Source organism: Pseudomonas sp. 22526 (assembly GCF_052044735.1).
In the GTDB taxonomy this organism is placed as follows: Bacteria; Pseudomonadota; Gammaproteobacteria; order Pseudomonadales; family Pseudomonadaceae; genus Aquipseudomonas; species Aquipseudomonas piscium.
This window is the reverse complement of sequence record NZ_JBQENK010000001.1, coordinates 420,976-434,085: the sequence shown is the minus strand read 5'-3', so window position 1 is coordinate 434,085 and position 13,110 is coordinate 420,976. Positions and strand designations below refer to the sequence as shown.

Here is a 13,110-nt window from a genome sequence, read left to right as displayed (position 1 = left end):
AGCCGAATCACACGAAAGGACTTGGTTTGCCTCATGAATATTAATTAGAATCAGTCTCATTTGAATAATCCTTCGCGCAGGGCTCTTGACATGATTGAAGCAGCGACGCCACCGGAGCAAAGCCTACATGCCCTGTACCGCGATCATCGAAGCTGGCTCGAGAGTTGGTTGCGCCAGCGCATGGGCAACGCCTGGGATGCGGCGGACCTGAGCCAGGACACCTTCCTGCGCGTGCTGACCAGCTCCCAGCAACTGGTCGACCTGCGCGAGCCGCGGGCCTACCTGGTGACCGTGGGCAAGCGCCTGCTGAGCAACTTCTATACCCGGCGCAAACTTGAGCAAGCCTACCTGGACGCGCTGGCCAGCCTGCCCGAAGACAGCGTGCCATCCCCGGAACAGCGCTGGGTGCTGCTGGAAACCCTGCAAGCCCTCGACGAACTGCTCGACGGCCTGCCGCCGCTGGTGCGCCGGGCGTTTCTCTGGAGCCAGCTGGAAGGGCTGGGCTACCGCGAGATCGCCGAACGCCTCGACGTCTCGGAGCGCACCGTCAAGCGCTACATGGCCGAGGCCTACGAACACTGCCTGCTGGTGGAGCTGTGATGCGCTCGGCGCCGTCCAGCGAAACCCGCGAAGTGGCCCGCGCGGCGGCCCAGTGGCTGGCGCTGCTGGAATCCGGCGCGGCCAACGCCGACGATCACGCCCGCCTGCAGCACTGGCGCAACAGCAACAGCCAGAACGAAAGCGCCTGGCAGAAGGCGCAGCTGCTGCGCCAGCGTTTCTCCGCGCTGCCGTCGGCCCTGGCGCTGGCCACCCTGGATCGTCCCGACCCGTCGCGGCGCGCGGTACTCAAGCGTGCCCTCGGCGTCGCCGCGCTGGTGCCGACCGCCTGGCTGCTGGGGCGCGAGTTGCCGCTGGACGTGTGGCGCGCCGACCTGCAGACCAGCACCGGCGAACACCGCAAACTGTCCCTGGCCGACGGCAGTTCCTTGCAGTTGAACACCGCCAGTGCGGTCAACGTCGACCTGGGCGCCCGGCAAGTGACCCTGGTGCGCGGGGAAATGGCGCTCAAGGTTCCTGGCAGCGCACCGCTGACCATCCAGGCGCGTTATGGCCGCATCATCGTCAGCCGCAGCGAAGTCTGCGTGCGCCTCAACGAGCACGATTGCCGGGTGTCGGTGGTCAGCGGCTCGGTGCAGCTGCAACCCTTGTTCGGGCCGCAACTGGTGTTGCGCGAAGGCCAGCGGGTCCGGCTGCGGGCGGAGGGCGCCGGCCAGATCGACGCCTTCGACGCTCAGCTGCCGGGCTGGCGCGACGGCGTGCTGATGGCGCAGAACCAGCCGCTGGGGGATTTCCTGCGCGAGCTGAGTCGCTATCGTCCGGGCCTGCTGCGCTGGGAGCCGGAACTGGAAGCCCTGCGCGTCACCGGCAGCTTCCGCCTCGACAACACCGACCGCGTGCTCTCGCTGCTGGCCGCCAGCCTGCCGCTGCAAGTGCATTCGCGCACCCGCTACTGGGTGACTCTGATCCCGCAGAAAAACCAGCCGAAAAACACCCCGCCAAAAAATATTGGCTGAAGCCTGTCCCTTTTTTTCGCCTCGCCGGTCATTCCAGGTAAGTGAACAAAAAACGAGAGCTTCCTCCCATGCCCGCAGTATTGCCTTTCCGTTTGCGCCCGGTTTCGCCGGGCCTGCGTCCGTTGTTGCATTTGGGCCTCATGCTGACCCTGAGTTCCAGTCCGTTGCTTATCCAGGCCAGCTGGGCGGCCGACGCCGCGCGGCGCAGCTACCAGGTGCCGGCCGGCCCGCTGAGCGCCGCGCTGACCCGTTTCGCCGGCCTGGCGGGGGTCAACCTGTCGGTGGACCCGCAATTGGTCAGCGGTCGCAACAGCAGCGGCCTGTCCGGCGAGTATGGGGTGGAAGAGGGCTTTGCCCGCTTGCTGCAAGGTTCCGGCCTGCAACTGCAACCGGTGGGTGAGCAGGCTTATATCCTGACCCCGGCGCCAGAAGGCAGCAGCCTGCAACTGGCGCCGACCTCGATTCTCGGCGCCAGCGGCGCGACCGACAGCGACGTCTTCGCCGGCGGCCAGGTGGCGCGCCGTGGTTCCCAGGGCCTGCTGGGCTCGAAGGACTTCATGGAAACGCCGTTCAGCATGACCACCTACACCAGCGAGGTGGTGAAGAACCAGCAGGCGCGGACCCTCGGCGACCTGATCGCCAGCGACCCCTCGGTGCGCGCCACCAACCCGGCGGGTGGGCGCTACGAGCAGTTCACCATCCGCGGCTTCAGCCTGTTCAACAGCGATGTCGCCTACAACGGCCTGTACGGCGTGCTGCCGACCTACACCATCGACATGGAAATGGCCGACCGGGTGGACATCCTCAAGGGCCCGACCCAGCTGATCAACGGCATCTCGCCGCGGGGCAGCGTCGGCGGCGGGATCAACGTGGTGCCCAAGCGCGCCACCGACAAGCCGATCACTGAATTCACCGGTAGCTACGCCTCCGACAGCCAGGTCGGCGGCGCGGTGGACGTCGGCCGCCGGTTCGGCGAGGACAACAAGTTCGGCGTGCGCCTGAACGCGGTCAAGCAGTCCGGCGACACCAAGTGGGATCACCAGAGCGTCGACCGTGAGATGGCGGTGCTGGGCCTGGACTTCCGTGGCGAGCGCCTGCGCCTGTCGACGGATATCGGCCACACCGAGCGCGATACCGACGCGCCCCAGGAGCGGGTGCAGATAGGCGCCAACGCCAAGGTGCCGGACGCCGACGATGTGCGGCACAACTATGCGCAGTCCTGGAGCAAGGCACGGACCAAGGACACCTTCGGCACGGTGAATGCCGAATATGACGTCAACGACTCGATCATGCTGTACGGCGGCGTCGGTGCGCGCAAAAGCAACCACGACTTCCTGCGTCATGCGGTGTCGGTCACCAACGATGCCGGCGACTTCAGCGTCCAGCCCCGCGACTTCACCCGAGACGAAAACGTGCGCACCACCACGGCGGGCGTGCGCAGCTGGTTCCATACCGGCCCGGTGAGCCATGAGGTCAACCTGGCGGCCAGCTACTTCTACATGGATTTCGAAAACGGCGGCGCGCGCTATGCCTCGTCCCCCAGCAACATCTACAACCCGCGGCCGACGCCGACCCCGTCGCGACCGACGCGCTTCGACCCCAAGGTCTACACCGAGAACCGCTTCAGCGGCGTGGCGCTGTCCGACACCCTGGGCTTCTTCGATGACCGCCTGCTGCTGACCCTCGGCGCGCGCTGGCAGCGGGTCAAGGTCGACGACTGGAGCGACGGCGTCAAAGGCGACACCGCCTACGACGAGGAAAAGGTCTCGCCTTCGGGTGGCCTGTTGTTCAAGGCCACCGACCAGTTGTCGCTGTACGTCAACTACATGGAAGGCCTGAGCCAGGGCAAGATCGCGCCGTCGACCTCGATCAACGAAGACGAAATCTTCCCGCCGTTCATCAGCCGCCAGGTCGAGGCCGGCGCCAAGTACGACGCCGGGGCATTCGCCCTGACCGCCGCGGTGTTCCGCATCAAGCAGCCGGCCTATGAAACCAACGCCACCACCCGGGTCTTCGGCCCGAACGGCAAGCGGCAGAACGACGGTGTGGAATTGAGCGTGTTCGGCGAGCCGCTCAAGGGCTTCCGCCTGCTGGGCGGGGTGATGTACATCGACAGCGAACTGAAGGACACCACCAACGGCACCTTTGACGGCAACCGCGCTCCGGCCACGCCGAAGTACAACGTCAACCTGGGCGCCGAATGGGACGTGCCGAAAGTCCAGGGCCTGACCCTGACCGCGCGCGGCATCTATTCCAGCTCGCAGTACCTGGACCAGGCCAACAGCAAGGAAATCGACTCCTGGGAGCGTTTCGACCTGGGCGCGCGCTACGCATTCAAGCTCGACGACAAGGACATCACCTTGCGGGCCAATGTCGAGAACGTGCTGGACAAGCGTTACTGGAGCTCGGCCGGGGCCTCGGACGACAGCGAGCCGGGCTTGACCCTGGCGACGCCGCGGACCCTGTTGCTCTCGGCAACTGTGGGTTTCTGAGAAAGCGATGCAGGCAGGCGCCACAGGGAAGGGCGCACTGTCTTTTGATCGACCATGACCGGTTCCCCGGTCGAGGAAGGATGTATGCCCGTTATTACATGATGAACTTGCCCGCCTCTTGAATGAGGTATTGGCCATTTAATGGCAACTAATAAAGTTGTCAGAAAGATGGCAATAACATGGCGAACTCATGGCGTCATTAATGACTTTTTCCAGGTTTATCAACTTGGCTCTTGGCGTGCGCGCGATATTTAACTTATATCCGAAAGTCTTATGTAAATATTCCAAATAAGTTTGAATAAGCAGTTGCGCCTTTTTATTAATGATAATAATTTGCATATCGAATTTAACGAGGGTGAACAGATGTTGAATGATGGCATATTGCGCACTAGTCCTCTGCAAAAGACCAATGCCGACTATCTGGCCAGACAAGGCAAGTTCGAATCCAATGTGCGCAGTTATCCGCGCAAGTTGCCGCTGGCCATCGCCAAGGCGCATGGGGTCTGGGTCACCGACGTCGAAGGCAAGACCTACCTGGACTGCCTGGCCGGTGCCGGCACCCTGGCCCTGGGGCACAACCACCCGGCGATCATGGCCAGCCTCGACAGCTTCCTGGCTTCGGGCATGCCGATGCACACCCTGGACCTGACCACAGTGGTCAAGGACGCCTTCTGCGAAACCTTGCTCAGCCTGCTGCCGGGTCAGGGGCGCGACTACTGCCTGCAATTCTGCGGGCCGTCCGGGGCGGACGCGGTGGAAGCGGCGCTGAAACTGGCCAAGACCCACACCGGGCGGCACAACGTCATCAGTTTCTGTGGGGCCTACCACGGCATGACCCACGGCGCCCTGGCGCTGACCGGCAACACCGCGCCGAAGAACGCCATCGCCGGCCTGATGCCGGGGGTGCAGTTCATGCCGTACCCCCACGAATACCGCTGCCCCCTGGGCATCGGCGGCGAGGCCGGGGTCGAGGCGCTGACCCATTACTTCACCCAGTTCATCGAGGACGTGGAAAGCGGCGTGTCCTTGCCGGCGGCGGTGATTCTCGAAGCGGTGCAGGGCGAGGGCGGGGTCAACTGCGCGCCGGCCGGCTGGCTGCAAGCGATCCGCGAAGTGACCCGCAAGCACGGCATTGTGCTGATCCTCGATGAAGTGCAGGCCGGTTTTGCCCGCACCGGCAAGATGTTCGCCTTCGAGCACGCCGGCATCGAGCCGGACATGATCGTCATGTCCAAGGCGGTGGGCGGCGGCCTGCCGATGGCGGTGCTGGGCATCAAGCGCGAGTTCGATGCCTGGGAGCCGGGCAACCACGCCGGCACCTTCCGCGGCAACCAGATGGCCATGGCCGCGGGCCTGGCGACCCTGCAGGTGTTGCGCGAGCAGAACATCGCGGCCCTGGCCGAGCGCCGCGGGCAGTGGCTCAAGGAACAATTGACGGCCTTGCAGCAGGGCTATCCGGCCCTGGGCCAGGTGCGCGGACGCGGCCTGATGCTGGGCATCGAGATCGTCGACGAGCGTCAGCCGGCCGACCGCCATGGGCATTTCCCCTCGGACCCGAGCCTGGCCGTGGCCATCCAGCAGCACTGCTTCAAACAGGGCCTGCTGCTGGAGCGCGGCGGACGCCGGGGCAACGTGATTCGCCTGTTGCCGCCGCTGGTTATCGACGACGAACAGTGCCAGCAAGTTGTCGAGCGTTTTACCCGCGCAGTGGCGGACGCTTTATTGCAGACCCGTTCTTGAAGTGCGGTTCCGGGGATTAACCGGATTCGATAAAAGTGTGTCGTTTTTCACACTTTAAGTTCCTGACAGAAAAACTGTCAGATGAAAAGTTTTTACTTGAAAGTGCAAGCGGACAATTTCGTTCGACGGGTATCTGTCGGCTTTTCAGTGTGGCCGAAGAGCAACTAACCATTTGCCGCGACATTGCGCAGCCAGTGACCGCACGGGCTACTGTGGAGCACCTATGAATTATTCAGATCGCGATGCTTTATCAAAGCATGTTTTATCGAAGATGGTCAGTGAACTGGCGACCACACGCGCCTTGCTCAATTGTCTGATCAAAGAGTTCGCCTTGCCGGAAAACTGCCTCAGTTACAGCTGGCCGACGCAGATGCAGGGCATTGCGCCCGGCAGTTACCTCGACGGCCTGGAATGGAAGGGCATCCCGCTGACCATCGACCTGCCCAACCGGCAGCAGTTCTTTGTCATGGTCGATCGCCGCGACCACCTGGGCAGCCACCGTTACCTGTCGGACGTGTATGCCCGGCGCGAGGGCGAGACCTGGCGTTGCCTGGCCTTTGCCGAGTTCGTCGAGCAGTTGCTCGGCGCCTGCGAACACATGACCCGGGCCAGCAACGACGAGCTGCTGGACCAGGTGCTGCAAAGCCAGCTGCTGACCGCCGCCATCGTCGCCCACAACATGGACGGCCAGGGCCCGGCGCCGCTCAGTGGCTACCTGGCCAGCGAGCAGGGCCTGTGGTTCGGCCATCCCAACCACCCGGCGCCCAAGGCGCGGCTGTGGCCGGCGCACCTGGCCCAGGAAACCTACGCTCCGGAATTCCAGGCCGAGACCGCGCTGCACCTGTTCGAAGTGCCGTGCCAGGGCCTGCGGGTGACCGCCAGCGGCCTCAGCGAGGCGCAGGTCATGGCTGGTTTCGCCGACCAGGGCCGGGCGCGCCCGGGGCACGCGATGATCTGCATGCACCCGGTGCAGGCCGAGCTGTTCATGCAGGACCGCCGGGTGCAGCGCCTGCTGGAGCTGGGCGAGGTGGTCGACCATGGGGCCACCGGGCCGGTGGCCAGCCCGACGGCGTCGATGCGCACCTGGTACATCGAGGACCACGATTTCTTCATCAAGGGTTCGCTGAACGTGCGCATCACCAATTGCGTGCGCAAGAACGCCTGGTACGAGCTGGAAAGCACGCTGATCATCGACCAGCTGTTCCAGCGCCTGCAGCTGACCCAGGCCGAAACCCTCGGCGGGCTGTCGGCGGTGGCCGAGCCGGGCTCCATGAGCTGGGCGCCGCTGCAGGCCAGCGAGGCCGATGCCCACTGGTTCCGCGAACAGACCGGGGCGATCCTGCGGGAGAACTTCTGCCGCCGCGCCGGCGCCGAGCGCAGCGTGATGGCCGGCACCCTGTTTGCCCGCGACATCCATTCGCGGCCGCTGGTGCATGACTTTCTGCAAGGCTTCAACGCCAGCCAACTGGCAGACGAACAGCTGATGGACTGGTTCGACCAGTATCAGGCGCTGCTGCTGCGGCCGGTGCTGGCGCTGTTCTTCAACCACGGCGTGGTGATGGAGCCGCACCTGCAGAACAGCGTGCTGATCCACGACCAGGGCCAGCCGCAACAGCTGCTGCTGCGGGACTTCGAGGGGGTCAAGCTCACCGACGAACTGGGCATGGCGCAGATCGAGGTCGGCCTGCACCCGCGGGTGCGCCAGTCGTTGCTGTATTCCCGCGAGCAGGGCTGGAGCCGCATTACCTACTGCCTGCTGATCAACAACCTGTCGGAAGCGGTGCTGGCCCTGAGCTGGGAACGCCCGCACCTGGCGCCGCTGATGTGGCAACGGGTCGAGCAGCAGTTGCGGCGCATCCGCGACGAGCTGGTACGCCCGGCGCCGGAGCTGGACGCGCTGATCGCCGGCCAGCCGATCGCCTGCAAAACCAACCTCAAGGTGCGCCTGGCCGCCAAGGCCGATCGCCAGGCCGGCTACGTCAACCTGAGTTCGCCGTGGAGCGAGGAGGCCCGTTATGGCTGAGTTGTCCCAGGCAGTCCTGAGCGCCATCGACCAGGCTCGGGCCGGCAGTGCCGACCCGCTGGCGGCCTTCATCTACGATCTGGACGCCCTGCAGGCCCATGTGCGCCAGGTGATGGCGGCGTTGCCGGCCGGGGTCGAGCTGTATTACGCGATCAAGGCCAACAGCGAGGCACCGGTGCTGGCGGCGCTGGCCCCGCTGGTCAGCGGTTTCGAGATTTCCTCGGGCGGCGAGATCGAGCGGGTGGTGGCCTGTCCGACTCGCAAGCCCTATGTGTTTTCCGGCCCCGGCAAGCTCGATTCCGACCTGCGCGCGGCCCTGGCCCATCAGGTGGAAGCCGTGCACCTGGAAAGCCTCAACGAGATCGAGCGCCTGCAATGCCTGGCCGCGGAAGCCGGGCGGGTGCAGTCGGTATTCATCCGGATCAACCCGCAGTTGCCGCAGAACCAGTCGAGCCGGCTGGCCATGGCCGGCACCGCCACGCCGTTCGGCATCGACGAGGCGGAACTGGCCGAGGCGGTGCAGCGGGTCGACCGCGCCAGCCATCTGCGCCTCAAGGGGTTCCATGTGCACGCCATGTCCCACCAGCAGTCGGTGGAGCGCCATGAGCAGTTGCTGGATTTCTATCTGCAACGCTGGTCGCTGTGGAAGGCCCTGGCGGCGCACCCCGAGCAACTGACCCACTTGAATGTCGGCGGCGGTATCGGCGTCGATTACCTCAGCGGCCAGCAATTCGACTGGCAGCGCCTGTGCCGTTACCTGGAACTCCGGCTGGCGGAGCAGGGCAGCGAGGCGCCGATTCTGCGCTTCGAGCCCGGGCGTTTTATCAGCGCCTTCTGCGGTTACTACGTGATCGAGGTGCTGGACACCAAGACCAGCCATGGCGAGCACTTCCTGGTGTGCCGTGGCGGCACCCACCAGTTCCGCCTGCCCGCGGCGCAGAGCCATAACCACCCGCTGATTCACCTGCCGCGCACGCCGCAGCCGGCGCACACCGCGGAGCAGGCCTGGACCGTGGTCGGCCAGCTGTGCACGCCCAAGGATGTGCTGAGCCGGGCCCAGCCGCTCAAGGGCGTCAGCGTCGGCGACCTGCTGGTGCTGCCGATGGCCGGGGCCTATGGCTACAACATTTCCCACGCCGATTTCCTCTGCCATCCACGGCCGGCGCAGCACTTCCTGCGCCAGGGCGAGTTGCTCGAAGGGGCCGGTCTGTGAGTTTCAAGGCACCGCGCAGTTGGGTGGTGGTCAACGTGCTGCTCGGCACCATGACCGTCAGCCTCAACAACAGCTCGTTGAACCCGGCGCTGCCGGCGTTCATGGAAGCCTTCGCCATCGGCCCCCTGATGGCCACCTGGATAGTCGCGGCGTTCATGACCAGCATGGGCATGACCATGCCGCTCACCAGTTTCCTCAGCCAGCGCCTGGGCCGCCGGCGCCTGTACCTGTGGGGCGTGGCGCTGTTCATCGGCGGTTCGCTGCTCGGTGCCCTGGCCGATTCCATCGCCCTGGTGATCGCCGCGCGGGTGGTGCAGGGGATCGCCAGCGGGCTGATGATCCCGCTGTCCCTGGCGATCATCTTCTCGGTGTACGCCAAGGACGAACGCGGCCGGGTCACCGGCCTGTGGGGCGCGGCGGTGATGCTCGCGCCGGCGGTGGGCCCGCTGTGCGGCAGCCTGTTGCTGGAGTGGTTCAGCTGGCGTTCGCTGTTCTTGATGAACGTGCCGATCGGTGTCGTCGCGCTGCTGATGGGCCTGGCGGTACTGCCGGCTTCCGAGCCGGCCGAGCGCAAGCCGTTCGACCTGGCCGGCTACCTGCTGATCGCTTCGGGCATCGGCTTGCTGATGATCGCCATCAGCCGCCTGCGCCATGCCGCCGGGCTGGTAGATCCACTGAACCTGGGGATGCTGCTGGTAGCGGTACTGTGCCTGGTGGCCTTTGTCCGTCTGGAGCTGCGCCGTGAGGCGCCGTTGCTCAACCTGCGGATCTTCGCCCTGCGCGGTTATCGCCTGAGCGTGATCATCGCCGTGGTGCAGTCGGTGGGCATGTTCGAGTGCCTGGTGCTGCTGCCGTTGCTGGTGCAGACGGTGCTCGGCTACAGCGCCATCTGGACCGGCCTGGCGCTGCTGTGCACCGCGGTGTTCGCCAGTCTGTTCGGGCGCATGGGCGGCAGCGCCCTGGATCGCCACGGGCCGCGGCTGGTGGTGTCCATCGGCCTGCTGCTGACCGGCCTGTCGACGCTGGCCCTGGGCCTGCTCCGGGCCGATGCGGCGATCGGCCTGGTGTTCGTGCTGATGATGCTGCGCGGCGCCGGCCTGGGCCTGTCCTACATGCCGGTGACCACCGCCGGGCTGAATGCCTTGCCCGAGCCGATGGTCACCCAGGGCGCGGCGATGAACAACATCTCGCGGCGCCTGGTGTCGTCCCTGGCCATCGTCATCGCCTCGCTGTGGCTGGAGTTCCGTCTGGTCGACGGTGGTTCGCAGGCCCAGGCAGGCATGTCAGGCGCCATCAGCGAAGTGTTCGTAGTCACCGGCCTGCTGATCCTGCTGGCACTGCCCTGTGCCTGGCGTTTCCCCCTTTCCGACGAGACCGCCGAGGCAGTGCCCGGCGCCCTCGAACACCGTTAACCCTTCTTTGCACAAGGTATGAACATGGCGACTGCAATCTCGAAAACCTCAAGCCAGCACTCCGGCCCCGGCGCCTGGCTGGCCGCGGTGGATGGGCGTATCGACGAAAAAGTGCAGCAGCGGGTGGTCGGCCAGCTGTTGCAGACCCTGCTGTATGAAGGCGTGCTGCCGTTCGACAGCCAGCCGCTGGAAGGCGGCCTGCGGCGTTTCGTGGTGCTCGGCGTCGATGGCCAGCAGCAGCGGGTGGAATACCACTGCAACGGCCTGCTCAGCGCCAGCTTCGATTTGATCCGCCTCGATTCCGCCAGCCTGGAACGCCTCGACAGCCGCGGCCAGCGCAGCGTGCCGGACCTGCACCAGGCCCTGGCCGAACTGCTCGGCGACTACCAGGACAGCCCGCACCTGGGGCGCTTTATCCAGGAACTGGAGCAGACCCAGCTCAAGGACCTGCAAGCCCGCAGCCAGGGTTACCAGGCCGCGGGGCCGGCCCACGAGCTGGACGTGGACGCCCTGGAGCAGCACTTCATGGACGCCCACAGCTATCACCCGTGCTACAAGTCGCGCATCGGTTTTTCCCTGGCCGACAACAAGGCCTACGGCCCGGAATTCGCCACGCCGATCGCCGTGGTGTGGCTGGCGGTGGCGCGCAACCGGGCCTCGCTCAACCATTCGCAAAAACTCGATTTCCCGGCCTTTATCCAGCAGGAGCTGGGCGCCGAGCGCTGGCAGCAGGTCGAGCAGCAACTGGCCAGCCAGGGCAGGGCGCTGGACGACTACCAGCTGCTGCCGGTGCACCCGTGGCAGTGGGAAAACCTGATTGTCTCGACCTTCTACCCGGAGCTGCTCAGCGGCGAGCTGATCTACCTCGGCACCTCGGACGACCAGTACAAGGCCCAGCAGTCGATCCGCACCCTGGCCAATGCCACGGTCAAGGAACGGCCCTACGTCAAGCTGGCCATGAGCATGACCAACACCTCCAGCACGCGCATCCTGGCCCGGCACACGGTGATGAACGGGCCGATCATCACCGACTGGCTGCAACAGCTGATCGCCAGCGACAGCACCGCGCGCCAGCTGGATTTCGTGATCCTCGGCGAAGTGGCCGGGGTCAGCTTTGACTACCAGCACCTGCCGCAATCCCGCGGGCCCCAGGCCTACGGCACCCTGGGGGCGATCTGGCGCGAAAGCATCCACCACTACCTGAAGGCCGATGAGCAGGCCGTGCCGTTCAACGGCCTGAGCCATGTGGAGAACCGCTACGCCAGCGGGCCGCAGCAGCCCTTCATCGACGCCTGGATCCGCCAGTACGGCCTGCAGGCCTGGACCCGCCAGCTGCTGCAAGTGACGGTGCCGCCGATCATCCACATGCTCTACGCCGAAGGCATCGGCATGGAATCCCACGGCCAGAACATCGTGCTGATCGTCAAGCAGGGCTGGCCACAGCGCATCGCCCTCAAGGACTTCCACGACGGCGTGCGCTACTCGCCGGCGCACCTGGCGCGCCCCGAGCTGTGCCCGGAGCTGGTGCCGCTGCCGGCCAGCCACGCCAAGCTCAACCGCAACTCCTTCATCCTCACCGATGACGTCAACGCGGTGCGGGATTTCTCCTGCGACTGTTTCTTCTTCATCTGCCTGGCGGAGATGGCGATCTTCCTGCGCCAGCACTACCAGCTCGACGAAGGCCAGTTCTGGCAGATGACCGCCGAGGTGATCCTCGACTACCAGAACGCCCATCCCCAGCACCGCGACCGTTTCGGCCTGTTCGACGTGTTCGCGCCGAGCTACGAGGTGGAAGAGCTGACCAAGCGCCGCCTGCTGGGCGACGCTGAGCGGCGCTTCAAGTCGGTGCCCAATCCACTCCATGCCTACAGGCCGCAAGCATGCTGAGAAGCAACCAGCTGAAACGCAAACTGGCGGCCGGGCAGGCGGTGTACGGGCTGATCAGCTCGATTCCGGCGCCGGCGGCCATCGAGCTGATCGCCGAGGCCGGGTTCGACTTCGTGATCATCGACATGGAGCACGTGCTGATCAATCCGGAAACCGTCGAGCACATGATCCGCACGGCAGAGGCCTACGAGCTGACGCCGCTGGTGCGGGTCGCCGACCTCAATCCGAAGACCCTGCTGCGCCTGCTCGACGGCGGCGCCCAGGGCATAGTGCTGCCAATGATCGAATCCGCCGAACAGTTGCAGGCGGCGATTGCCGCCTGCAAATACCACCCGCTGGGCCAGCGCAGCCTCAACGCCGGGCGCCCCGGCAGTTTCGGCAAGCACAGCCTGGCGCAGTACGTGGAGCAGGCCAACGAACAGATCATGCTGGTGGCGATGATCGAAAGCGCCGCCGGCGTGCGCAACGCCGCGCAGATCGCCGCGGTGCCGGGCCTGGACATGATCCTCGAAGGCGCGGCCGACCTCTCGCAATCCCTGGGCATGCCCTGGCAGATCGACCAGCCGCAGGTCCAGCAGGCGCTGCTCGATGCCTGGCAGGCGGCGGACCATGCCGGCGTGCCGTACTGCGCCATTCCCCGACAGCAGGGCGACCTGGGCCGCTGGCGCGAGCGCGGGGTCCGCGCTTTTGTCCTCGGCGACGAACGCGGTATTGCCTTTCGTGCTCTCCAGGCCAGGTTGGCCACCCTTTCTCTAGAAGGAAAATAATC

At 65.5% G+C, this 13,110-nt stretch carries 9 protein-coding genes; all 9 read left to right on the top strand.

What is annotated here, in order from left to right; genetic code table 11:
* Positions 1 to 90 precede the first annotated feature (90 nt).
* The 9 genes from ACTJKT_RS01940 (at position 91) to ACTJKT_RS01900 (ending at position 13,108) form a co-directional block, all read left to right on the top strand.
* Entirely contained in the window at positions 91 to 600 is a 510-nt protein-coding gene (locus ACTJKT_RS01940; RefSeq protein WP_097303628.1) for a sigma-70 family RNA polymerase sigma factor, read from the top strand.
* Positions 600 to 1,574 (top strand): FecR domain-containing protein, encoded by a 975-nt coding sequence (locus ACTJKT_RS01935; RefSeq protein ID WP_440785989.1) that lies wholly within the window; start codon positions 600 to 602, stop codon positions 1,572 to 1,574. Before ACTJKT_RS01940 ends, ACTJKT_RS01935 begins: the two co-directional genes overlap by 1 nt.
* Positions 1,575 to 1,642: 68 nt before the next feature.
* Entirely contained in the window at positions 1,643 to 4,066 is a 2,424-nt protein-coding gene (locus tag ACTJKT_RS01930) for a TonB-dependent siderophore receptor (protein WP_440785988.1), read from the top strand.
* 363 nt (positions 4,067 to 4,429) lie between these two features.
* Positions 4,430 to 5,806 carry a diaminobutyrate--2-oxoglutarate transaminase gene (locus ACTJKT_RS01925; RefSeq protein WP_440786061.1) on the top strand — a complete coding sequence of 459 codons (1,377 nt, stop codon included), beginning with the start codon at positions 4,430 to 4,432 and terminating at the stop codon, positions 5,804 to 5,806.
* 223 nt (positions 5,807 to 6,029) lie between these two features.
* Positions 6,030 to 7,829: an IucA/IucC family protein gene (locus ACTJKT_RS01920; RefSeq protein ID WP_440785987.1), complete on the top strand. Its 1,800-nt coding sequence runs from the start codon at positions 6,030 to 6,032 to the stop codon at positions 7,827 to 7,829.
* Positions 7,822 to 9,042, top strand: a complete 1,221-nt coding sequence (locus ACTJKT_RS01915; RefSeq protein WP_440785986.1) for a type III PLP-dependent enzyme — start codon at positions 7,822 to 7,824, stop codon at positions 9,040 to 9,042. The genes ACTJKT_RS01920 and ACTJKT_RS01915 overlap by 8 nt, the downstream gene beginning before the upstream one ends.
* On the top strand, positions 9,039 to 10,454 hold the full coding sequence (locus tag ACTJKT_RS01910) for a DHA2 family efflux MFS transporter permease subunit (protein WP_440785985.1): 1,416 nt from the start codon (positions 9,039 to 9,041) through the stop codon (positions 10,452 to 10,454). The genes ACTJKT_RS01915 and ACTJKT_RS01910 overlap by 4 nt, the downstream gene beginning before the upstream one ends.
* An 18-nt stretch (positions 10,455 to 10,472) precedes the next feature.
* Positions 10,473 to 12,341 (top strand): IucA/IucC family protein, encoded by a 1,869-nt coding sequence (locus tag ACTJKT_RS01905; RefSeq protein WP_440785984.1) that lies wholly within the window; start codon positions 10,473 to 10,475, stop codon positions 12,339 to 12,341.
* Entirely contained in the window at positions 12,335 to 13,108 is a 774-nt protein-coding gene (locus ACTJKT_RS01900; protein ID WP_063431017.1) for an HpcH/HpaI aldolase family protein, read from the top strand. Before ACTJKT_RS01905 ends, ACTJKT_RS01900 begins: the two co-directional genes overlap by 7 nt.
* The last annotated feature ends 2 nt before the right edge of the window (positions 13,109 to 13,110 follow it).